This window comes from Streptomyces cacaoi, from assembly GCF_006539165.1.
Taxonomy (GTDB): Bacteria; Actinomycetota; Actinomycetes; order Streptomycetales; family Streptomycetaceae; genus Streptomyces; species Streptomyces cacaoi.
Window position 1 is genome coordinate 40,707 of the sequence record NZ_BJMM01000041.1, and the last position, 22,805, is coordinate 63,511.

The following is a 22,805-nucleotide window of genomic DNA, read 5'->3' on the forward strand; positions in this document are numbered from 1 at the left end:
CCGGCGGGACCCGACGACGGCACACCGCCGCACGGGCCCGACGGACGCACCGCCGGGCCGGGCCGGCGCCCGGCGGCCGCCGCTCAGTCCGGCGGGGCGCTCCACTCGGTGGCGGGCGAGCTGCCCGCGTGGACGCCGGGCAGATCCTGCTCGGCCCACACCAGCTTCCCGTCGGGTGTCTTGCACGAACCCCAGCTGCGGCACAGCATGTTGACGACCTGGAGGCCCCGGCCGCCCTCGTCCTCGTCGCTCGTGCGCTGCACCTGCGGCAGGTCGGGGCCGCTGTCGGTCACCTCCGTCACCAGCCGGTCGTGCCGCAGCAGCCGCAGCTGCCCGGGCCCGCCGCCGTGGCGCAGCGCGTTGCCGACCAGCTCGCTGGTGACCAGCTCCGTCGCGTCCGCCAGATCCGGCAGCTCCCACGCCTCCAACTGCTCGCGCACCAGTCGGCGCGCGATACCCGGGGCCGTGCCGTCCGCGGGCAGCGACCACACCTGCACATCCGGCCCCTCGCCCGCCGGGGCCGCGGCCGAGACGAGCAGCGCCGTCTCGTCCAGCCGGGGGACGGGCGCCGGGCTGACCTCGTTGACCGCGTCCGCGTCCGGCCCCTCCGGCGCCAGCCGCGCCACCGCCTCGCGCAGCCGCTCCAGCTGCGCGTCCCAGGAGTCCGACCGGGTCTTCACCAGGCCGTCGGTGAACAGGATCAGCCGGCTCTCCGGTTCGGCCGCCACCCGCACCGCGTCGTAGGGCAGCACCCCGGAGCCCAGCGGGGCGCCCGCCGGCACATCCAGATAGGCGGCCGTCCCGTCGCCGTGCAGCATCAGCGGCGCCGGCAGCCCCGCCCGGCTCAGCGTCCAGCTGTGCTCCGCCGGGTCGTGCACGGCGCACACACAGCTCGCGACCTGGTCCTCCTCCAGATCGCGGGCGGCCAGGTCGAGGCGGGCCAGTACCCGCTCCGGTGCGATGTCCAGCGCCAGCAGCGAGCGGGCGACGGCCCGCAGCCGCCCCGTCGCCGCCGCCGCGCTCAGCCCGTGCGCCATGACGTCACCGACCAGCACCGCCGTACGGCCGCCCGGCAGCGGGATCACATCGAACCAGTCCCCGCCGACGCCCGCCGCCTCGTACGCGGCGACGTAGCAGGTCGTCGTCTCCAGCCCGGGCGTCGGCGGCATACCGCGCGGCAGCAGGCTGCGCTGGAGCGACACCACACGGTCGCGCTCCCGGCCGTACAGCCGCGCGTTGTCGATGGAGATCGCCGCCTTCGTGGCCAGCTCGACGGCGAGCGCCAGATCCGTCCGGGTGAAGGCGGGTGAGCTGCCGACCCGCATGAAGTCGCTGACCCCCAGCAGCACCCCCCGCGCCACCAGCGGCACGACCAGATAGCTGTGTGCTCCCGCGCGGCGCAGCTTCTCGGCGGCCTCCGGCGTCGGCGCGATCTCCCGGAACTGGCCGGGCCGGATCCGGCGCACGACGATGGGCTCGCGCTCGCGCAGGCAGCGCATCGCCATCGTGGGCACGTGCGAGAGCCGCCCGGCCGGGGTCGGCTGCACCATCGGATGCCGCGCGCTGCCGGCCGCGGCCATCGCACGCAGCTCCGGCAGCTCCCCGCCGCTGCGCCGCTCGCCCTCCTCGCCGCGCAGGACGGACTCCAGCAGATCGACGGCGGCGAGGTCGGAGAGGCCGGGCACGGCGTAGTCCGCGTACTCCTGGGCGGTGGCCCGCAGATCCAGCGTCGCCCCGATGCGATTGCCCGCCTCGTTCAGCCATTCGAGCCGGTGGCGGGCCCGGCCCCGCGCGCTCCAGCGGCCGCCGGCCACGCGACGCAGCCGCCTCAGCACGCCGGGTACGCCCGGCACACTGCGGCGACTGCCTGCTCGGCCTCGGTCGCTCTCCACCGCGTCACCTCCACGGCCATGAAGGTCTGCGCCCTCAGTGTGCGCCATCGCCCGGCCCCCCGCACCGGAAGTCCGCCCCCGCTCGCTCCGGCACACCGGCCACCCGGGGCGGCCTCGTGTGCGGGTGCCCCGGGCCGGGCGGGCGTACGCGGGCGGCGGCCGGTTCACTCCTGCGCACCGCGCGTCCTGGATGCCCCCTCCGGCGCCGCTCAGCACGATGGGACCTCCGCCGTGCGGCACCCGTGGGACGGCCGACGGCCTGCCGACCTTCGCCCGGCGTCCCCGACGGCGCCGGGCACCGCGAGCACACCGAAGGACCGCAATGGCGACGACCCAGGCGGGCACCGAGCCCGCATCTCCCGTTCCGCAGCAGAGCCGGGGCCACGGCCGTGCCGTCGTGAACTGGCTGACGACGACGGACCACAAGAAGATCGGTCACCTGTACCTGGTGACGTCGTTCGGCTTCTTCCTCGTCGGCGGCCTCATGGCCATGGGCCTGCGTGCCGAACTGGCCAGGCCCGGCCTCCAGATCCTCTCCCCGGAGCAGTACAACCAGGCGTTCACCCTGCACGGCACCATCATGCTGCTGCTGTTCGCCACCCCCACCTTCGCCGGCTTCGCGAACGCGGTCATGCCCCTCCAGATCGGGGCGCCCGATGTGGCCTTCCCCCGGCTGAACATGCTCTCCTACTGGCTCTTCCTCTTCGGCGGGCTGATCGTCCTCGGCGGCCTGCTGACACCCGGCGGCTCCGCCGACTTCGGCTGGACCGCCTACGCGCCGCTCAGCGGAGCCGAACGCACCCCCGGCACCGGCGGCAACCTGTGGGTGATGGGCCTCGCCCTGTCCGGGTTCGGCACCATCCTGGGCGCGGTCAACTTCATCGCGACGATCGTGTGCATGCGGGCGCCCGGCATGACGATGTTCCGGGTGCCGATCTTCACCTGGAACATCCTGCTCACCTCGGTCCTGGTGCTGATGGCCTTCCCGGTGCTGGCGGGCGCGCTGCTGGCCCTGGCCTCGGACCGGATCTTCGGCTCGCACATCTTCGACGCGGCCAACGGCGGTCCGCTGCTGTGGCAGCACCTGTTCTGGTTCTTCGGCCACCCCGAGGTCTACATCGTGGCGCTGCCGTTCTTCGGCGTCGTCACCGAGATCATCCCGGTCTTCTCCCGCACCCCGATCTTCGGCTACGTCGGGCTGATCGGCGCCACCATCGCCATCACGGGGCTGTCGGTGACGGTCTGGGCGCACCACATGTTCGCCACCGGGGCGGTGCTCCTGCCGTTCTTCTCCTTCATGTCCTTCCTCATCGCCGTGCCGACCGGGGTGAAGTTCTTCAACTGGATCGGGACGATGTGGAACGGCTCCCTCTCCTTCGAGACGCCGATGCTGTGGTCGGTGGGCTTCCTCGTCACCTTCCTCTTCGGCGGCCTCACCGGCGTCCTGCTCGCCTCGCCGCCGCTCGACTTCCATGTGCACGACTCCTACTTCGTCGTCGCGCACTTCCACTACGTCCTGTTCGGCACCATCGTGTTCGCGACCTTCGCGGGGTTCTACTTCTGGTGGCCGAAGATGACGGGCCGATTGCTCGACGAACGCCTCGGCAAGATCCACTTCTGGACGCTCTTCACCGGCTTCCACACCACCTTCCTCGTCCAGCACTGGCTCGGCGCCGAGGGCATGCCGCGCCGCTACGCGGACTATCTGGCGGCCGACGGCTTCACCGCCCTCAACACCCTCTCCTCGATCGGCGCCTTCCTGCTGGGCCTGTCCACCCTGCCGTTCCTGTACAACGTGTGGCGGACGGCGAAGCACGCCGCGCCCGTCGGCACCGACGACCCCTGGGGCTACGGCCGTTCCCTGGAGTGGGCGACCTCGTGCCCGCCGCCGCGGCACAACTTCTGCACCATGCCGCGGGTGCGCTCCGAGTCCCCCGCGTTCGATCTGCACCACCCCCTGATCACCGATGTGGAGGCCGCGGAGAACGTCGGCCGCCGCGACGTCGTCGAGGAGGGCAAGGGCGTCGCACCGCCGCTGGGGGGCCGGGATGACGAGTGAGCCGCACAGCACGACCGGGCTGCGCGACCCGGCCGGGAACCGCGCACCGGCGGGGGTGCGGCCGTCCGGCCCCGTCCCGGCCGGTGCACGCGCCGACGCCGACTCCTTCGCCGCGCAGATGCCCTGGCTCACGCCGCGGCAGCGCGAGCGCGTCGTCCGCCTGTACGTCACCGAGCGGGTGCTGCTCGCCCGGCAGGCCGAGCGCGGCGCCGCGGAGGCCGCGGCCCGGGCGCGTGCCGAAGCGGACGCCGCCTGCGCCGAGTTGCGGCGCCGGATGTGCCTCGCCGTCGCCGTCCTGCTCGGCGGGCTGGTCACCGCGGTGTGCGCGCTCGTCATGCACCACCTGTGATGGCCGGTGCGGCCGTGTGCGGGGGCCGCACCGGGGTACGCGGGGACTTCGGCCACCGCGGCTCCGCAGTCGCGCGTCCACGCGGGGGGACAGCCGTCAGGAGGGCAGGACTTGGAACACCACGGCACACCGACGCGCCCACACCCCGGCGACCGCGCGCAGGCGCCGGACCCCCGGCGGGAGATCGCCGGGACGGACGTGCTGCTGCGCGACCCGCGCCTGGTCGAGGGGGCACGCCGACTGGGGCCCCGGCTGGTCAAACAGGCGGTCGCGCAGGCCCAACAGCGGGCCAGGGCAGGGGAGATCGCCGCGGCGGACGTCGCCGACGCCGCGGTGGCCGCGCTGCCGCGCACGGCCGCACAGCTGCGTCCCGTGCTGAACGCCACCGGCGTCCTGCTGCACACCAACCTCGGCCGGGCGCCCCTGTCGGCCGCCGCGCGCGACGCCGTGCGGGAGGCCGGCGGCTGCACCGACGTCGAACTGGACCTGGCGACCGGTGGCCGGGCCCGGCGGGGCGCCTCGGCTCTGGCGGCGCTGCTGGAGCGGGTGCCGCAGGCGCAGGCGGCGCACGTGGTGAACAACGGCGCCGCCGCCCTCGTGCTGGCCGCCACGGCCCTCGCGGCGGGCAAGGAGATCGTGATCAGCCGCGGCGAGATGGTGGAGATCGGCGACGGGTTCCGGCTGCCCGACCTGCTGGAGTCCACCGGCGCGCGGCTGCGCGAGGTCGGCACCACCAACCGGACCACGGCCGAGGACTACGCCGCGGCCGTCGGCCCGGACACCGGCTTCGTCCTCAAGGTCCATCCGTCCAACTTCCGCGTCGAGGGCTTCACCCGCTCCGCCTCCGTGGCGCAGCTCGCGGCGCTCGGCGTGCCCGTCGTCGCCGACATCGGCTCCGGGCTGCTCGCCCCCGACCCGGCACTGCCCGCCGAGCCGGACGCGGCCGGATGGCTGCGGGCGGGCGCCGCCGTGGTGACAGCCAGCGGCGACAAGCTGCTCGGCGGGCCGCAGTGCGGGCTGCTCCTCGGCGAGGAGACGACGGTGCGGCGGCTGGCCCGGCATCCGCTCGCCCGCGCCCTGCGCGTCGACAAGCTGACGCTCGCCGCGCTGGAGGCCACCGTCCGCGGCCCGTCGACGCCCACGCACACGGCCCTGCACCGGGACCCGGCGGCGCTGCGCGAGCGCGCCGGGCGGCTGGCCGGGCGGCTGCGCGCCGACGGCGTCGACGCGGCGGCCGTCGACAGCGAGGCCACCGTCGGCGGGGGCGGCGCTCCCGGCGTCGTCCTGCCCAGCGCGGCGCTGGCCCTGCCGGCCGGTCTCGCGCGAGCGCTGCGCACCGGGGAGCCCCCCGTCATGGGGCGGCTGGAGGCCGGCCGCTGTCTGCTCGACCTGCGCGCGGTGCCGGACGCCGACGACGAGACGCTGCTGCGTGCCGTACGCGCGGCGGCGGGGAGGTGACGGCGTGCACGTCCTGGCCACGGCGGGCCACGTCGACCACGGAAAGTCCACGCTGGTACGGGCGTTGACCGGGATGGAGCCGGACCGCTGGGCCGAGGAGCGGCGCCGCGGCCTCACCCTCGATCTGGGCTTCGGCTGGACACGGCTCGCCCCCGAGCAGCCGCCGGTGGCCTTCGTCGACGTACCCGGCCACGAGCGGTTCGTGCACAACATGCTCGCCGGGGTCGGGCCCGTGCCCGGCGTGCTGTTCGTCGTCGCCGCCGACCAGGGCTGGCAGGCGCAGTCGTCGGAGCACCTCGCCGTGCTCGACGCGCTCGGCGTGCGGCACGGCCTCCTCGCCGTCACCCGCAGCGACCTCGCCGCGCCGCACACCCTGCGCGCCACCCGGGACGAGGCCCTGGCGCACCTGCGCCGCTCCTCGCTGGGCGAGGTGCCGAGCGTGACGGTCAGCGCGACGGCCGGCACCGGCACCGGGGCGCTGCGCGCCGCCCTCGCCCGGCTGGTCGCCGCCCTGCCGGCGCCCGACCCGGCGGCCGACGTCCGGCTGTGGGTGGACCGGTCGTTCACGGTGCGCGGGCACGGCACCGTCGTCACCGGCACCCTCGCCGGCGGCACGCTGCGCACCGGCGACCGGCTGCTGCTCACCCGGGGTGAGGCCCCGGTGCGGGTGAGGCAGTTGCAGTCGCTGAACGAGGAGCGCCGGGAGGTCGGCGGGCTCGCCCGCGTCGCGGTCAATCTGCACGGCCCGGCCGCCGGTACGGCCCGGCGCGGCGACGCGCTCCTCACCCCGGACCGCTGGCTGCTGACCGACACGCTCGACGTCCGGCTGCGCGGCGCCGACGCCCCGCCGGACGACGGGCCGCCCGGCCGCCCGCCCGAGGCCCGAGCGCACAAGTCCGCCCGGGAGCCGTCCCGTGAGCCGTCCCGCGCGCTGCCCCGCGAACTCGTCCTGCACACCGGCTCGGCCGCCGTGCCCGCCCGGGTGCGTCCCCTCGGCGGCGACACCGCGCGGCTCCGACTGGCCCGCGCGCTCCCGCTGCGCATCGGCGACCGGGCCGTCCTGCGCGACCCGGGCCGCTACCGCGACCCGGTCGGCGTCACCGTCCTCGACGTCCGGCCGCCCCCGCTGCGCCGCCGCGGCGCGGCCGCGGCCCGGGCCCGGGAGCTGACGGGCCTCACCGGCGTCCCCGACGGCGCGGACGAGCTGCGCCGCCGCCTGCTGGTGCACCGCGCCGAACTCGTCGCCATGGGTGCCGCGCCGCCCGCGCCGCCCGTCGCCGGTGAGTGGCTCGCCGACCCCGGCCACTGGCGGCGGCTGCGTGCCCGGCTCGTCGAGGCCGTCGAACAGCACGCCACCGCACACCCGTTGGACCCGGGGCTGCCCACCGGCGCCGCCCGGCACGCCCTCGACCTGCCCGACCGCGCCCTCGTCGACGCGCTCGCCCGCGCGCCGGGCCCCCGCCTGGAGAACCGGGACGGCCGCCTCTACGGCACCGTCGGCCGCCCCGCCCTGCCCGACCGGCTGCGCACCGCCGTCGACGCCGTCCGCCGCGAGCTGGCCGCGGCGCCCTACCGCGCGCCCGACGCCGGCCGGCTGCGCGCCCTCGGCCTGGACCGGTCGGCGCTCGCCGCCGCCGAGGCGGCCGGCGCGCTGCTGAAGGTGGCGGACGGCATCGTGCTGCTGCCCGGCGCCGACGAGGCCGCCGCCGCGCTCCTCGCCCGGCTGCCCCAGCCGTTCACCGCGAGCCAGGCCCGGCAGGCGCTCGGCACCACCCGCCGGGTCACCGTGCCGCTCCTCGAACACCTCGACCGCACCGGCCGCACCGTCCGGCTCGACCCGGCCCTGCGCCGCTGCCCGGGGAGCGCGGACTGAGCCCGGCCCCGCGCGGCACGGCCGCACCGGCTGTGCGCCTGCGCCGCCCGGCAGCGGCACCGTGCCTACGGTGGCGCCATGGACGAGCAGAGGGAACCCAGGTCGCTGGTCATCCGCATCCACCACGAGGAACTGGTGGTCCGCCGGCGGTACGAGGCCGCGAGCATCCTCAACGACGTGCTGATCGCCGTGTGGTTCATCGTCGGCAGCGTCCTGTTCTTCTCCACCGCGTGGGCGACGCCCGGCACCTGGTGCTTCCTGCTCGGCAGCGTCCAGCTCCTCATCCGCCCGCTGATCCGCTTCTCCCGCCATCTGCACCTCCAGCGGGTGCGCGCCGACAAGCAGGAGGCCCGGGACACGGCGTTGGCCGACGGCGGCGCCGACGCCTCCGGCGACTACTGACAGGCGGCGCGGCCGGAAACGGCCCGGGCACGGACCCGGCGGGGGGAAGTCGGCGGAGGCGGACGGGAATCGAACCCGCCTGTCCGAGAGCGTCGGACACCTCGGTTTTGAAGACCGGGAGGGCCACCAGGCACCCACACGCCTCCTCGCCTCCGGGCGTGACGCCCGGCTGCGGCACCGGTTACCCGGGCGGCCACTCATCAAACCAAGGAGGACCATGGACGAGCATCCGGCACGCCGCGCATCCGGAGTCCGGCTCACCCGCTACGGACACGGCGGGGGCTGCGCCTGCAAGATCCCGCCCGGTGAACTGGAGGACGTGCTACGGGGGTTGGGCGACGGGACACCGTCCGCCGACGGGCTGCTGGTCGGCCTCGGCACGGGGGACGACGCCGCCGTCGTCGACCTGGGCGCAGGCCCGGGCACGACGGCGCGTACGGCGGTGGTCGCCACGGCGGACTTCTTCACACCCGTCGTCGACGACCCCTACGACTGGGGGCGGATCGCCGCCGCCAACGCCCTCTCCGACGTGTACGCGATGGGCGGCCGGCCGGTCGTCGCCGTCAATCTGCTGGCCTGGCCCCGGGAGGTGCTGCCGTTCGCGTACGCCCGGGAGGTGCTGCGCGGCGGCCTGGACACCGCGGCGGAGGCCGGCTGCCACGTGGGCGGCGGGCACAGCGTCGACGACCCGGAACCCAAGTACGGCATGGCGGTCACCGGCGTCGTCGACCCGGCGGCGCTGCTGCGCAACGACGCCGGCACCCCCGGCACACCGCTGTCGCTGACCAAGCCGCTGGGCACCGGTGTGCTGAACAACCGGCACAAGGCGACCGGTGAGCGCTTTCCGCACGCCGTCGAGGCCATGACGCGGCTCAACCGGGAGGCCGCCGAGGCGGCCGTCGCCGCCGGGGCCCGCTGCGCCACCGATGTGACGGGCTTCGGGCTGCTCGGACACCTGTACAAGCTCGCCCGGGCCTCGGGGGTGACCGCCGTCGTCGACGCGGCGGCCGTGCCGTACCTGGAGGGCGCACGGGACGCCGTGGCCAAGGGCTTCGTCAGCGGCGGCACCCGGCGCAACCTGGAGTGGGTCGCGCCGTACACGCGGTTCGGCACGGCGGACGAGGAGACCCGGCTGCTGCTCGCGGACGCCCAGACCTCCGGCGGGCTGCTCGTGGCCGGCGAGGTGCCGGGCGCGCCGGTGATCGGCGAGCTGATCCCCCGTCAGGAGGCCGCCGTCCTCGTCCGGTGAGCGGCCCGGGGACGGCTCACACCTCCCGGCCCGTCCCCGCGTCGATACCGGCCCGGCGCCGGTAGGAGCGCACCAGCTCCACCGCCGCCGGGCCGCGCGGCCGCCGGCCCGGCACGATGTCGCAGGTGATCGCCTTGGCCTCCTGGATATGGGTGTTCGGGTCCAGCACCAGATGGGTCAGCTCGTTGGCGGCGTCGCCGACGCTGTAGCCGTTCGGGCCCCAGTGGTACGGCAGCCCCACCTGGTGCAGCACCCGGCCCTGCACGGTGAGCGGCGCCATGCGGTCGGTGATCAGCACCCGCGCCTCGATCACCCCGCGGGCGGCGACGATCGTCGCCCAGCCGGTGTGCCGCAGGTTCCGCTCGGCGGCCAGCTCGGGGGAGACCTCGCAGAAGAACTCCGGTTGCAGCTCCGCGAGATACGGCTGCCAGCGCGACATGCCGCCCGCCGTGTGGTGCTCCGTCAGCCGGTAGGTGGTGGCCACGTACGGGAAGACGCCCGCGCCCGGTTCGGTGCCGCTGGGGTGGTAGCGGTCGTCCGGGTGGGGCGGCAGGAGATGGCGCACCGGGTTGCGTTGACGCCCGTGCAGCGGGTTGGTGAACGGGGACTCCTGCGGCTCGTAGTGGGTGGGCAGCGGCCCGTCGGTCAGCCCCGCCGGCGCGTACAGCCAGGCTCTGCCGTCCGCCTGCATGATGAAGGCGTCCGTGCCGGAGAGCGCGTCCGGGCCGGTGGCGTCCCGCGGCGGACGGTGACCGGGCGCCTTGCCGGCCGCGAAGTCCGGCACGTCGTGGCCCGTCCAGCGGCCGCTGTCCGCGTCCCACCACACCAGGGCCTTGCGTGCGCTCCAGGGGCGGCCCTCCGGATCGGCCGAGGCACGGTTGTACAGGACCCGGCGGTTGGCGGGCCAGGCCCAGCCCCACTCCGGCGCCACCCAGCTCTGCTCCTGGCCGGGCCGCCGCCGCGCGGCCTGGTTGACGCCGTCCGCGCGGACGCCGCAGTAGATCCAGCAGCCGCAGGAGGTGGAGCCGTCGTCGGCGAGCTGCTCGTAGGAGGAGAGCGGCGCGCCCGTGGCGTCGGTGCCGTTGATCTCGGCGAGCACCGCCTCGGCGGACGGCTCCGCGTACCGGCCGTGCGTCGGGTAGTCCCAGGTCAGGTCGGTGACGGGCCGGTCCATCGGGTCCGTCGAGCCGGCCAGCCGTGCCCTGATGCGCAGCCCCAGGTGGTAGGTGAACCACAGGTCGCTGCGGGCGTCGCCGGGCGGATCCACCGCCTGGTGGTGCCACTGGAGCATGCGCTGGGTGTTGGTGAAGCTGCCGTCCTTCTCGGTGTGCGCGGCGGCCGGGAGGAAGAAGACCTCGGTGCCGATGTCCTCGGTGCGCAGCTCCCCGCTCTCGATCTCCGGGCCGTCCCGCCACCAGGTGGCGGACTCGATGAGGGAGAAGTCGCGGACGACGAGCCAGTCCAGCGCCGCCATGCCCAGCCGCTGCATCTTCGCGTTCGCCGAGCCGACCGCCGGGTTCTCGCCCAGCAGGAAGTAGCCCCGGCACACCCCGTCCAGCTGGGCGCGCACCGTCTCGTAGGTGCTGTGCGAGCCGGTCAGCCGCGGCAGATGGTCGAAGCAGAAGTCGTTGCCGAGCGTCGCGGCCTCGCCCCAGTACGCCTTGAGCAGGCTCACCACATAGGAGCGCATGTTGCCCCAGTAGCCGCGCTCGGGGGCCTCGCCGCGGACGAACGCGTCCAGGTCCTGCTGTTTGTGTGCGTGCGGCATCGGGATGTAGCCGGGCAGCAGGTTGAACAGCGTGGGGATGTCCGTGGAGCCCTGGATGGAGGCGTGGCCGCGCAGCGCGAGGATGCCGCCGCCGGGTCGGCCGATGTTGCCCAGCAGGCTCTGGAGCACGGAAGCCGCCCGGATGTACTGGACGCCCACCGTGTGCTGCGTCCAGCCGACGGCGTACGCGAACGCCGTCGTACGCTCCCGCCCGGAGTGCGCCGTCACCAGCTCGCACACCTGCTGGAACAGCTCCTTCGGCACCCCGCAGATCTCCTCGACCCTCTCCGGTGTGTAGCGCGCGTAGTGGCGTTTGAGCACCTGGAAGACGCAGCGCGGATGCGTCAGCGTCTCGTCCAGTTCGGGCTCCTTGCCGCCGAGCGCCGGGCCGCCCGAGCCGTGCGTCTCACCGCCCGCGGCCTCGGACACCCGCCGGTGGTACTGCTGGTCGCGCTCGCCGGACGCCGCCTGCACGTCCATGCCCGCGTACTGCCAGCTGCTCTTGTCGTAGGTGCCCTCGGCGGCGTCCAGGCCGGAGAAGACACCGTCGAGGTCCTCGGTGTCCCGGAAGTCCTCGCACAGGATCACCGGCGCGTTGGTGTAGGCGACGACGTAGTCCCTGAAGTACGCGCCGGTGCGCAGGACATGGTTGATGAGGCCGCCCAGGAACGCGATGTCGCTGCCCGCGCGGAGCGGGACGTGGACGTCGGCGAGCGCGCTGGTCCGGGTGAACCGCGGGTCGACGTGCACGATCGTGGCGCCGCGCGCCTTGGCCTCCATCACCCACTGGAAGCCCACCGGGTGGCACTCGGCCATGTTCGAGCCCTGGATCACGATGCAGTCGGAGTGCTGGAGATCCTGCTGGAACGTGGTGGCGCCGCCGCGGCCGAACGAGGTTCCCAGACCGGGAACCGTGGAGGAGTGTCAAACGCGGGCCTGGTTCTCCACCTGCACCGCTCCCAACGCGGTGAACAGCTTCTTGATGAGGTAGTTCTCCTCGTTGTCGAGGGTGGCACCGCCCAGGCTCGCGACGCCCAGGGTCCGCCGCGTCCGGACCCCGTCCACCTCCCACTGCCAGCCGGACCGGCGTGCCGCGACGGTCCGGTCCGCGATCATGTCCATGGCCGTGTCGAGGTCCAGCCGCTCCCACTCGGTGCCGTACGGGCGCCGGTACAGCACCTGCTGCTCACGGGCCGGCCCGGTCGTCAACTGGAGGCTCGCCGAGCCCTTCGGGCACAGCCGGCCGCGGGAGACGGGGGAGTCCGGGTCGCCCTCGATCTGCGTCACCCGGCCGTCCTGGACGTACACGTTCTGGCCGCAGCCGACGGCGCAGTACGGACAGACGGACTTGACGACCTCGTCCGCCGTGTCCACCCGGGCCGTGAGCCGGTCGCTGTGCGGGCTCTTCGCCGCCGCGCCCCGGCCCAGCGGATCCTCGCCCGTCAGCTGCCGGTAGACGGGCCACGAGGTGATCCACGTCCGTACGCCCATGGCACGCTCCTTCCTCGGCTCCGTCGGTGTGCTCGGCTCCGTCGTGTGCTCGGCCTGCTCGGTCCTGCCCGTCCCGCTCGGTCTTCCCGCCCTGCTCGTCCTCGTCCGTCGCGCCGTCTCAGTCTGCGCCCCGGCGGCCGGTTCCGCCGCCCGGGCCGCCCGCCCCGCCGGGACCGGCCGCCGGGCTCCGCCCGCTCGTCCCGTCACCGCGGGCCGCCATCCGTTCCCGCTGCGGCAGCACCGTGTACCGGGGATCCTCCGCGGAGGCGACACCCGCGTGGAAGACGCCGAAGCGCAGCAGCGCCGAACCGGTCAGCAGCGCCACCCCCGAGACGGCGGCGGCCGCCCGGCTGCGCCGTCCGGCGGTGAGGGCCAGCGCGGCGCCGCCGAGGCCGAGCGTCTGCGCCGTGCGCATCAGCCTGCCGGCGCTGCCCCGCTCGTACGGCTCGGCCACCAGCCCCATGCGCCGCTTCATCCGCCGCAGCGCCACCGCCTCCAGCGCCGCGCCCGCCCCGGCCAGCCGCCGCATCGGACCGGACACGGCGCAGGGAGCGGCCAGCAGACCCAGGCCGGCGGCGGCCGTCGCCGCCGACCCGGCGAAGACGAAGGGGAGTTCGCGGTAGCCCTCGTGCCAGGACGGCACGGCCGTGTCCGCGAGGAGGACGGCCGTGTACGTGGTGACGGCCGGGCCCAGCACGGCGGCCGAGGCGGTGGCGGCGGCGCCCGCCCGGGCCAGCCTGCCGGACAGCTCGCTCGCGGCGGCGGCGAAGGTGAGCGGCGCGTAGCCGGCCAGCAGCCACGAGCCGAGGTTCATCGGCGAGGTCGGTTTGACGACGCGCAGCATGTTGAGGAAGCGCGCGGGCCGGCCCAGGTCGTGCACGAGCGCCGCCAGCGAGAGCGAGATCGCACCCGCCGCGCCCGACTTGAGCACCCGGGCCGTCTGCCGCCGCCCCGTCGCGTGCGCCCCGGCACCGGCCAGCGAGGAGGCGCCGGCCAGGCCGCCCAGCCACAGATAGCCCGCGATGTCGGTGGCCTGCCACGTCGGCCGCTTGAGCACCGGCCTGCCGTAGTAGGACGAGAACTCCCGGAACTCGGCCCGCGGCACGACGGGCTGCTCACCCCGCGCACCACGGCGCCGCCCGGCGCGCGCCCCGCCTGCTCCGTCCGTCCCGTCCGTTCCGTCCGTCCCGCCCCCGCGGCCCGCGTCTCCCGGCCCGCTCACGGCCGGGACCTCCGGGCCCCCGCGAAGCCGGCGGCGGCCAGGGCCACCAGGGTCAGCGCCCCGGCCGCCGCGTGCCGCCACATGTTCGGCAGATCGCGGGTGGTGACGACGGGATCCGGCGGCAGCCCGTACACCTCCGGCTCGTCCAGCAGCAGGAAGAACGCACCGTCCCCGCCGACCCCGTCGTCCTCGTCCGCGCCGTACAGCCGGGCCTCGGTGACCCCGGCGGCGTGCAGCCGGGCCACCCGCTGCCGTGCGCGCTCGCGCAGCTCGTCCACCGGGCCGAACTGGATGGAGTCGGTGGGGCACGCCTTGGCGCAGGCCGGTTCCATGCCCGCGCCCAGCCGGTCGTAGCACAGGGTGCACTTCCAGGCGCGGCCGTCGCCCGCGCGCTGGTCGATGACGCCGTACGGGCAGGCCGGCACGCAGTACCCGCAGCCGTTGCACACGTCCTCCTGGACGACGACGGTGCCGAACTCGGTGCGGAAGAGCGAACCCGTGGGGCACACGTCCAGACAGGCGGCGTGCGTGCAGTGCTTGCACACGTCGGACGACATCAGCCAGCGCAGCTCCGTCCGGCCGTCCGGGGCGGGCGGGGGCTCCCCGGCGGGCGCGGCCGGCGGGGCTGCCGCTGCCGTGGGAGCCGTGGCACCCGGGCCGGGTGACGCCGCGTCGGTGCCGAGCCGCCGTGCCGCCTCGAAGACGTCCGTGCCGTCGTGCCCGGCGCCGGTCTCCTGGCCGCCGAGCGGTTTGCGCTGCTCGACGAAGGCCACATGGCGCCAGGTGTCCGCGCCCAGGCCCCCGGTGTTGTCGTAGCTCATCCCGGTCAGGCCGAGGCCGGTGCCGGGGACCGCGTTCCACTCCTTGCAGGCCACCTCGCACGCCTTGCAGCCGATGCAGACCGAGGTGTCGGTGAAGAAGCCCATGCGCGGCGGATGTCCGGTGTGGCCCGCGTCCCCCGCCACGTCCCGGAGCGGCCCGGCCAGTGCGGTGCCGCCGGACCGTGCCCGGCCGGACCTCCGCCCCCGGGAGCCTCCGTTCGCCATGCTGCCCGCCTCCTTCGCGTCGGTTCGCGCCCGCCGGTCCGTGCACCGGTTCCCCGATCCGGCCGGACGGAACCAGCACACCGCGTCCGGTTTCCCCGCGGGGCCCGCCTGCCGCCCGGCGAATCCCGGGAAACCGCGCGCGACCTGCGACGGCGGCAGAGAATGGCCGTCGTCCCGCACCCCGTGACGACAGGAGTGACCCCATGGCCACCGCCCCGGACGCCCGGCAGGACGACCGTGCCGCACCCCGCTTCCCGTCGCCGCTGTACGACCTGATGTACGGCCACATCCATGCCTCGGTGCTGCGTGCCGTGGTGCTGCACGGCATACCGGACCTCCTGGCCGACGGCCCGCTCACCGCCGGGGAACTCGCCGCGCGCTCCGGCACCAGGGTCGAGCCCCTGCGCCGGGTCCTGCGGCTGCTGGCCGCCCGCGGCCTCTTCCGTGAATTCCCCGCACCGCCCGCATCCCCTGAATCCCGCGTATCCCCCGCATCCCCCGTATCCCACGAGAGCGACGACGAACAGCGCGGGGAGAGCGTCTTCGGGCTGACGGAGAGCGGTGCCGCGCTGCGGTCCGATGTGCCCGGCTCCCAGCGGGCGCCGGTGCTGATGTTCACCGACGAGATGTTCCACCGGTCGGCCGCCGCCCTGCCCGGGACGCTGCGCAGCGGCGAACCCGGCTTCGACGCCGCGTTCGGCGTGCCCTTCTTCGACTACCTGGCCGACGCTCCGGTCAAGAGCGGTCTGTTCGACGCGGCGATGACCTCCCGGCCCGGCACGTCGAACGCGGACATCGCCGAGAGCTGTCCGTTTCCCGCGAGCGGCACGGTCGTGGACGTCGGCGGCGGCCGGGGCGGGCTGCTGCGCGAGGTGCTCGTCCGCTTCCCCGGGCTGACCGGTGTGCTCTTCGACCGGCCGGGGACGGTCGCCGGGCATCTGCTGGACGACGAGGCGCTGACGGGCCGTTGGCGGGCCGAGGACGGCGACTTCTTCACGGCCGTGCCCCGGGGCGGGGACGTCTATCTGCTCAAGAACGTCCTGCACGACTGGCCGGACGAGGACTGTGTGCGCATCCTCGGGGTGCTGCGTGCGGCCGTGGAGCCGGGCACGCGGCTGCTCGTCGTCGACGCGGTGCTGCCGGAGGACGGCAGTGCGCACCCCGCGTTCGCGGTGGACATCATCATGCTGATGCTCGTCCGGGGCCGCGAGCGGACCGCCGGGGAGTTCCGGGACCTGCTGGCCCGCTCCGGCTTCCGCCTCGACCACGTCGTGCCGACACCGTCCCTGTCGTCGGTCGTCGTGGCCGAGGCGGTCTGAGCCCCGCCCCGAGTCCGTCCGGACGGCCCGCCGGGGAGCCTCCCGGGCGGGCCGCCGGGCGCCTCAGACGGTTCCGGGCCGCTCCAGCAGCGCCGTCAGCGGGTCGTCCGGGCCCAGCACGGCGAGGAGTTCGGCCGTCGTCGGGCCGGTCGCCGGGCCGGGCTCGGTGACCGCGACGGACGCCGCGACGTTGGCGCCGCGCGCCGCCTCCGCCGGGGTGGCGCCGTGGCCCAGCAGGGACAGGAAGGCGCCGACGTGCGCGTCGCCCGCGCCGTTGCTGTCGACGGCCGTCACGGGCCGGCCGGGCACCCGTACGGCCGGCCCGTCGCCGTCCACCAGCCAGCAGCCGTCCGCGTCGCCCCGCACGAGCACGCCCGCGCCGGGGCGCAGCCGGTCCGCCAGGGCGCGGGCCGCGGCCGCCCCGTCGTCCAGGCCCGTCAGCAGGCCCGCCTCGCGGCGGTTGCAGCTGAGCCAGTCCACCCGGTCGAGGACGGTACGCAGCCGGTCCTCGGGGATGTCGGCGACGAGCGGACCCGGGTCGAAGCACAGCGTCACCTCGTCCGGCAGCAGCGCCACCAGGTCCGTCAGCCGGTCGGCGGCCTCCGGGTAGGCCAGCGAGTAGCCGGACATCTGGACGGTGTCGCCGGGCCGCAGCCGCGCCGCCGTGCGCCGGACGTCCTCGTCGCTGAGCGCGCCCTCGGCGCCCGGGGCCGTGACGAAGGTGCGTTCGGCACCGGAGTCGACGAGGGCGACGCAGTAGCCGGTGTCCCGGTCGGTGCGGGGCGGCAGGACGGCCTCGACGCCCTCGTGCTCCAGCGCGGTGCGCACGAGGTCGCCGAACGGCCCGGTGCCGTGGCCGCCCGCGTAGAGGGCGGGCAGGCCGAGTCTGCGGGCCGCCGCCAGGACGTTGAAGCCGCCGCCGGCGGTCTGCTGCGCGCCGGTCGCGAGCATGTCGCCGCCGCGCTCCGGGAGTCGGGGCACGCGCAGCACCATGTCGACGATGACGCTGCCCGCCAGGACGAGCCGGGTGCGGGGCCCTGCGGCCGGTTCGGTGGTGCTCATGAGCGGGTCCTCGGCTCGGGGTGTGCGGAGGGTGCGGCGGCGGCCGACTCCGGTGCGGCGGCCCCGGCGGGTGCGGCTCCGTCGCCGGGCGCGGGGGCGTCGGCGGTCGGGCGGGGGCCGGTGACCTCGGGGGCGTCCGCGTTCCCGGTGCCGTCCCCGTGCGCGGTGTCCGTGGCGGGCGGCAGGGCCGCTTCCGTGCGGACCGCCCGGTCCAGGGGCAGCAGCAGGAGGTAGGCGACGGCGGCGACGGCGAAGGTCACCACCCAGCCGAGCCCGTTGGCGCCGAGCCAGCTGTGTGCGAACGGGCCGGAGAACCACACGTCGGTGTCGCTGGTCTTGGCCTCGGTCAGCAGCAGGCCGACGACGATGGCCACCGCCCAGGACACACAGGCCGACCAGGCGAAGCCGCCGTTGTACCAGTACCGGCCGGAGCGTCCGGGCCGCATCAGGGCACCGGCGTCGTAGGAGCGCCGGCGCAGCATGTCGACGGCGAACACGCCCACCCAGGCCGTGATGGGCACGGCGAGGATGGTGAGGAACGTGGTGAACGGGCCGTAGAAGTCCTTGGCGACGAGCATGAAGTAGATGCCGCCGGCGAAGGTGATGACGATGTCGATGCCGACGGCGACCGTGCGCTTGGCCCGCACGCCCAGGGTGACCAGGGTCAGCCCGGCCGAGTACACCGACAGGTGGTTGGAGAGCAGCAGTCCGCCGAAGGCCGCGATCAGATAGGGCACGGACATCCAGGACGGCAGCATGGCGTCGATGGCCGAGACCGGGTCGGAGGCCGAGGCCAGCGAGGTGTCGCCGGCGGACAGCAGCGAGCCGAGCGAGATCAGCAGCACGAGCGGGATGCCGGCGCCCCACGCGGAGGCCAGCACGAGCCGGCCGCCGGGTATCTTCCGCGGCAGGTAACGGGCGTAGTCGGCACCGGCGTTGGCCCAGCCGATACCGGTTCCGGCGGCGATCACACCGACGCCGGCGACGACGGCGCTGAGCGGCGCGGGCGAGGCGTGCACGACCTTCGCCCAGTCGACGGTGGCCACCAGGAAGCCCATGACGACCAGGTTCAGCAGGCCGAAGACATACGTGGCCCACCGGTTGATCCACATGATCGTGGCGTGGCCGAGTCCGCTGATCAGCAGCGTGCAGCCGATGAACACCAGCAGACACACCAGCGTCAGCACGGTGTTGCGGTGCACGCCGAAGACGATGCCCAGCAGCGACAGCAGCGCGTAGGCGGCCGTCGTGGTGTTGACCGTCTCCCAGCCGACCCGGCTGATCCAGGTCACCAGCGTCGGCCCGGTGTTGCCGCGGCGGCCGAACACGGCGCGGGAGAGCGTCAGCGCGGGCGCGCCGCCGCGCTTGCCCGCGATGCTCAGCGCGCCGACGAGCGCGAAGGAGCCGAAGGCCCCGATGATCGCGACGAGCACCGCCTGCCAGATGTTCAGCCCGCGGAACGCCACGAGCGTCGCGCCGAGCGGCAGCCCCAGCAGCGAGATGTTGGCGGCGAACCAGGTCCAGAACATCTGGCTCGCGTGGCCGTGCCGTTCGCTGTCCGGCACGGGTTCGATACCGCGGGTCTCCACGGCTCCGACCTGCTCACTCACCTTCGAGTCAGCCATGGCCATACCTCCTCACGAGGCGGAAGGGCGGGGAGCCGTCCCGGTGCGGGCGCTCCCCGGAGGTGTCGGGTGCGGGGGCTCAGACGGCCCGCCGCAGGGCCAGGAGGCGCTCGGCCAGCGGCTCCAGGTCGAGTCCGTTGACGGTGCGCAGCGTCGCGACGGCGTCCGCCGGGAGTCCGCCGAGGCCGGTGACGGCGCCGGCGACCGCGCCGGCCATGGCGCCGATCGTGTCGCAGTCGCCGCCGAGGTTGGCCGCCAGCAGACAGGCCCGCCACGGGTCGTCACCGGCCAGCTCCAGCACGGCGAACGCGGCGGGTATCGACTCCTGGCCGGCGACGCTGGTGCCGATCAGTTCGCTGATCAGGTCCGTCGCCTCGGCCTCCGGCACACCGGCGACGGTGCCGCGTGCCCAGCGGATCCGGGCCGCGATGTCCGCGCCGGCCGCCCAGTGGCCGCGGGCGGCGCCCGCGCGGGCCGCCTGTTCGGCGGCGTCCATGGCGGCGGGCAGGTCCGCGCCGTCGACGGCCGCGCTGACCGCGGCGGCGACGGCGGCGGCGCCCGCGACACCGAGGGTGGTGTCGTGGGTCACCTGGCAGGACTCCACGACCTTGTCGAGGAAGGCGTCCAACGGCCGTACGGGGAAGGCCACTCCGACCGGGGTGACGCGCATCGCGGCGCCGTTCGTCGTGCCGGTGCGGCCCGTCTCGGTGACGGGGACGCCGCGGCCGACTGCGTCCAGCGCCGCCTTCGTCGAGGGGCCGAGCAGGTCGAGCGAGCCCTTGGCCCGCATCCCGGCCTCCCACTCCAGCAGTTCGGCGGCGAGCCGGGAGGGGTCGATGTGCCCGCCGGAGCCGGCCAGCAGCCGGCCGACGATGAGGGCCTGGTCGGTGTCGTCGGTGACGGAGCCGGCGGGCAGCCCGGCGGCGACGGGGTTGTCGGGCGGTCCGGCCTCGAAGCCGGTGACCCGGCCGAAGCGGGCGGCGATGGCCGCGCGCGACATGATCTGGGTCGGCATCCCGAGCGCGTCGCCCAGGGCGAGGCCGTAGAGGGCGCCGGCGGCGCGGTCGGTGCGGGGGTCGTTCATGTGCGGGTTTCCGTTTTCCTTGTGCGGGTGCCGGCGTCCGTCGGGCGCCGGGTGCCTCCGGCCGGGGCCGGGGGCCGCCTCAGCGGGGAGGCGTGCCGGGCGGGGCGTCCGCTCCGCCGTGTCCGGGTTCGCCGAACCGGGTGCGCAGCTCGAAGCGTTCGGGGTCCAGCAGGCTGACGACGTGTTCGAGGACGGCCCCCGAGGGCGCGCGGCCGATGCGTGTCACGCGCAGGAACGAGGTGCCCGCCGGGCGGTGCAGCCGGGCCGCCTCGTCCTCGGCGAGCGGTACCGCGGTGGCCCGCTGTTCACCGGAGGCGACGACGAGTCCGGCGGCGGCGAGGGTCGCGGTGAGCGAGCCGTCGACGAGGCCGGTGGCGGGGACGTCCTCCAGGCCGGGGCGCAGCGGTACCCGGCTGTACTCCAGGGAGAGCCGTACGCCGTCCGCGAGGGTGCGCATCCGGTCGACGGCCAGGAACTCGGGGGAGTCCAGGCCGAGTCGCAGGGCCAGCGCGGGCTCCCGGACGGTCTCCAGGCGCAGCACGGTGGTCGCGGGGGAGACGCCCCGCTCGGTGAGGGACTGCTGCCAGCCGTGCCGGTTGTCCAGCGGGGTGCCGTCGAAGCTGACGAAGGAGCCGATCCCCGGGTGGGTGCGGACGAGCCCCTCGTCGGCCAGGGAGCGCAGGGCCTCCCGGACGGTGGAGCGGCTGACCGAGAACTGCTGGGTCAGCGCGTGCTCGCCGGGCAGTCGGCTGCCGGCCGGCCAGGTGCCGGTCCGGATCTCGCGGCCCAGTATGCGGGCGATCCGCTGATGCTTGCGCGCCTGTTCGGACATGTCCACACCGTAGGCGCACCTGTCTGAACCTGTCTGTTCCGTGCGTCACACCCGCCCCTTCCCTCCCGTCGGGCACAGGATCCCGGGCCCTCCTCTCGGGCACGGGCGTCCCGGGCCTCTTCCGCCGGGCACGGGCGTCCGGACCGGTGCACGCGTCGGCCCGCGCGCCCTGGACGGGGCCGCGGCCGGCGGGAAGGCTCCCGCGAGGGACAGGGAGCCGCCGGACGGGCCGGCGGCGGAAAGGGAGGTGCCGATGGCCGGGGTGCTGATGGTGCAGAGCGCGGCGCGGGGCGGTCCGGGCCGGCTGGGCCGGTGGCTGGCCGCCGACGGGCTGACTCCCGACGTGGTACGGGCCTGCGACGGCGAGGGGCTGCCGCCAAGGCTGCGGCACGAGGCGCTCGTCGTCCTCGGCGGCGGCTATCTGCCCGACGAGGACGCCCGCGCGCCCTGGCTGCCCAGGACCCGGGCCCTGGTCGCGGAGGCGCTCACGGCGGGCACCCCGGTGTTCGGCATCTGTCTGGGCGGGCAGCTCCTGGCGCAGGTGGCGGGCGGCGAGGTGGCGGCGCGCCACGGCCGTCCGGAGATCGGCAGCACCGAGCTGACGGTGCGGCCCGAGGCCGCCACCGATCCGCTGTTCGGCCGGCTGCCGGGCCGGGTGACCGCCATCGAGCACCACGTGGACGCCGTCACCCGGCTGCCGCCGGAAGCCGTCTGGCTGATGGAGAGCGCGCACTGCCCCTACCAGGCGTTCCGCGTCGGCCGGCGCGCGTGGGGCGTCCAGTTCCACCCCGAGGCGGACCCGGAGCGGCTGCGCGCCTGGGACCCGGACGCGCTCGCCGCACACGGCCTGGACCACGCGGCCGTGCACCGCCGCGCGCTGCGGGACGACCCGGTCGCGGCCCCCGTCTGGCGCGCGCTCGCCCGCCGGTTCGCCCGGTTGGTGACGGGGACGCCGTGAAGCGGCCGCCGTGCGGTGGCGTCGACCGGGCGCCGTGCGGGGGCGCCGTCGCGGCCCGGTGGCGCCGCCGTCGTCGGGGTGCCGGACGGCGGTCCCCGCGTTGCCCCGGGCCGGGCGGGTGAGCAGGCTGGTGTGCATGAACAGCGACACCGGCGCCGGCCGGGACCGGCCCACCATGCGCGCCATCAGCCAGGACACCCTCGGTGGTCCGGACGTCCTGCACGAGATCACCGTCGAGCGCCCCGCCCCGGGCCCCGGCGAGGTGCTGGTGCGGATGCGTGCCTCCGGGCTCAACCCCACCGACTGGAAGCACCGCGGCGAGGGGATGTTCCTCGGCTCGCCGCCCTTCGTGCTGGGCTGGGACCTGTGCGGCACGGTGGAGGAGATCGGCCTGGGCGTCACCCTCTTCGAGCCGGGCGACGAGGTCTTCGGGATGCTGCCGTACCCGTACGGGGCGGGCGCGCACGCGGAGTTCGCCGTGGCGCCGGCCCGCGCCTTCGCGAAGAAGCCGGACGCGCTGGACGTCGTCGAGGCCGGGGCCGTGCCGCTCGCGGGGCTCACCGCGTGGCAGGCGCTGGTGGAGACGGCGCAGGTGCGCCAGGGGCACCGGGTGCTGATCCACGCGGCGGCCGGCGGTGTCGGGCATTTGGCCGTGCAGATCGCCAAGGCGCGCGGCGCCCATGTCGTCGGCACGGCGAGCGAGGGCAAGCACGCGTTCCTGCGCGGCATCGGTGTGGACGAGCCGGTGGACTACCGCACGACCGATCCGGCCGAGGCCGCCGGGGAGGTCGACATCGTGCTGGACACCCTGGGCGGCGAGAACACCCGGCGCTCGCTGACGCCGCTGCGGCGCGGCGGGACCCTGGTGACGATCCTGCCCGGCAGCGCGCAGGCGCTCGGCACCCGCCCGGCCGAACTGGGCGTGCGGGCGAAGGATCTGCTCGTCCAGCACGACCACCACGGGATGACGGAGCTGGCCCGGCTCGCGGACGAGGGGCGGCTGCGCCCGCACATCGAGGCGGTGTTCCCGCTGGAGCAGGCGGCCCGGGCCCACGAGTCGGGCGAGCAGGGGCGAACCACCGGAAAGCTGGTCCTGACGACGGGCTGACGGGGGGG

General features: G+C 75.4%; 17 protein-coding genes and 1 tRNA gene. 9 read left to right on the forward strand and 9 right to left on the reverse strand.

Going from position 1 to position 22,805, the window contains the following annotated elements:
* Window positions 1-83: 83 nt before the first annotated feature.
* Window positions 84-1,940, reverse strand: coding sequence for an ATP-binding SpoIIE family protein phosphatase (locus SCA03_RS27595; protein ID WP_078873768.1), 1,857 nt, complete (start codon window positions 1,938-1,940; stop codon window positions 84-86).
* 274 nt (window positions 1,941-2,214) lie between these two features.
* Between SCA03_RS27595 and ctaD the strand changes: the two genes are divergently transcribed.
* The 5 genes from ctaD (at window position 2,215) to SCA03_RS27620 (ending at window position 8,033) form a co-directional block, all read left to right on the forward strand.
* Entirely contained in the window at window positions 2,215-3,951 is a 1,737-nt protein-coding gene (gene ctaD, locus SCA03_RS27600) for an aa3-type cytochrome oxidase subunit I (RefSeq protein WP_030886444.1), read from the forward strand.
* Window positions 3,941-4,300 (forward strand): hypothetical protein, encoded by a 360-nt coding sequence (locus SCA03_RS27605; protein WP_051846417.1) that lies wholly within the window; start codon window positions 3,941-3,943, stop codon window positions 4,298-4,300. Before ctaD ends, SCA03_RS27605 begins: the two co-directional genes overlap by 11 nt.
* Window positions 4,301-4,411: 111 nt before the next feature.
* Complete coding sequence (gene selA, locus SCA03_RS27610; RefSeq protein WP_086814987.1) at window positions 4,412-5,758, forward strand: L-seryl-tRNA(Sec) selenium transferase; 1,347 nt, start codon at window positions 4,412-4,414, stop codon at window positions 5,756-5,758.
* Between the two features lie 4 nt (window positions 5,759-5,762).
* Complete coding sequence (locus SCA03_RS27615) at window positions 5,763-7,631, forward strand: SelB domain-containing protein (protein WP_030891004.1); 1,869 nt, start codon at window positions 5,763-5,765, stop codon at window positions 7,629-7,631.
* 78 nt (window positions 7,632-7,709) lie between these two features.
* Window positions 7,710-8,033, forward strand: coding sequence for a YrhK family protein (locus tag SCA03_RS27620; protein ID WP_030886434.1), 324 nt, complete (start codon window positions 7,710-7,712; stop codon window positions 8,031-8,033).
* Between the two features lie 53 nt (window positions 8,034-8,086).
* On the opposite strand, the gene SCA03_RS35310 is transcribed toward SCA03_RS27620, so the two are convergent.
* Window positions 8,087-8,179: transfer RNA gene (locus tag SCA03_RS35310), tRNA-Sec, on the reverse strand.
* A gap of 71 nt (window positions 8,180-8,250) precedes the next feature.
* Between SCA03_RS35310 and selD the strand changes: the two genes are divergently transcribed.
* Window positions 8,251-9,282, forward strand: a complete 1,032-nt coding sequence (gene selD / locus SCA03_RS27625; protein WP_030886431.1) for a selenide, water dikinase SelD — start codon at window positions 8,251-8,253, stop codon at window positions 9,280-9,282.
* A 16-nt stretch (window positions 9,283-9,298) separates the two neighbouring features.
* Here selD and fdh read toward each other — a convergent pair whose 3' ends face one another.
* The 3 genes from fdh to SCA03_RS27645 all read right to left on the reverse strand — a co-directional run bounded on the left by fdh (window position 9,299) and on the right by SCA03_RS27645 (window position 14,809).
* Window positions 9,299-12,541, reverse strand: a complete 3,243-nt coding sequence (gene fdh / locus SCA03_RS27630; protein ID WP_170298081.1) for a formate dehydrogenase — start codon at window positions 12,539-12,541, stop codon at window positions 9,299-9,301.
* Window positions 12,542-12,659: 118 nt separating this feature from the next.
* Complete coding sequence (gene nrfD, locus SCA03_RS27640) at window positions 12,660-13,646, reverse strand: NrfD/PsrC family molybdoenzyme membrane anchor subunit (RefSeq protein ID WP_230988948.1); 987 nt, start codon at window positions 13,644-13,646, stop codon at window positions 12,660-12,662.
* Between the two features lie 113 nt (window positions 13,647-13,759).
* The gene (locus SCA03_RS27645; RefSeq protein ID WP_086814989.1) at window positions 13,760-14,809 is read right to left on the reverse strand and encodes a 4Fe-4S dicluster domain-containing protein; all 1,050 of its coding nucleotides are present in this window, start codon (window positions 14,807-14,809) and stop codon (window positions 13,760-13,762) included.
* 203 nt (window positions 14,810-15,012) lie between these two features.
* Between SCA03_RS27645 and SCA03_RS27650 the strand changes: the two genes are divergently transcribed.
* A complete protein-coding gene (locus tag SCA03_RS27650; RefSeq protein ID WP_086814984.1) occupies window positions 15,013-16,128 on the forward strand; it encodes a methyltransferase in 1,116 nt (371 codons plus the stop codon).
* A 63-nt stretch (window positions 16,129-16,191) separates the two neighbouring features.
* Here SCA03_RS27650 and SCA03_RS27655 read toward each other — a convergent pair whose 3' ends face one another.
* The 4 genes from SCA03_RS27655 to SCA03_RS27670 all read right to left on the reverse strand — a co-directional run bounded on the left by SCA03_RS27655 (window position 16,192) and on the right by SCA03_RS27670 (window position 20,731).
* Entirely contained in the window at window positions 16,192-17,190 is a 999-nt protein-coding gene (locus SCA03_RS27655; RefSeq protein ID WP_030890990.1) for a PfkB family carbohydrate kinase, read from the reverse strand.
* Window positions 17,187-18,815, reverse strand: a complete 1,629-nt coding sequence (locus tag SCA03_RS27660) for a purine-cytosine permease family protein (RefSeq protein WP_230988949.1) — start codon at window positions 18,813-18,815, stop codon at window positions 17,187-17,189. Before SCA03_RS27660 ends, SCA03_RS27655 begins: the two co-directional genes overlap by 4 nt.
* Before the next feature lie 79 nt (window positions 18,816-18,894).
* Window positions 18,895-19,899 carry an ADP-ribosylglycohydrolase family protein gene (locus tag SCA03_RS27665; protein ID WP_030886409.1) on the reverse strand — a complete coding sequence of 335 codons (1,005 nt, stop codon included), beginning with the start codon at window positions 19,897-19,899 and terminating at the stop codon, window positions 18,895-18,897.
* 79 nt (window positions 19,900-19,978) lie between these two features.
* Window positions 19,979-20,731 carry a GntR family transcriptional regulator gene (locus tag SCA03_RS27670; RefSeq protein WP_051846488.1) on the reverse strand — a complete coding sequence of 251 codons (753 nt, stop codon included), beginning with the start codon at window positions 20,729-20,731 and terminating at the stop codon, window positions 19,979-19,981.
* Between the two features lie 253 nt (window positions 20,732-20,984).
* Here SCA03_RS27670 and SCA03_RS27675 point away from each other — a divergent pair, with 253 nt between their 5' ends.
* Window positions 20,985-21,689: a type 1 glutamine amidotransferase gene (locus tag SCA03_RS27675; protein WP_086814983.1), complete on the forward strand. Its 705-nt coding sequence runs from the start codon at window positions 20,985-20,987 to the stop codon at window positions 21,687-21,689.
* Between the two features lie 136 nt (window positions 21,690-21,825).
* Window positions 21,826-22,797 carry an NADP-dependent oxidoreductase gene (locus SCA03_RS27680; protein ID WP_030890982.1) on the forward strand — a complete coding sequence of 324 codons (972 nt, stop codon included), beginning with the start codon at window positions 21,826-21,828 and terminating at the stop codon, window positions 22,795-22,797.
* Window positions 22,798-22,805 lie beyond the last annotated feature (8 nt).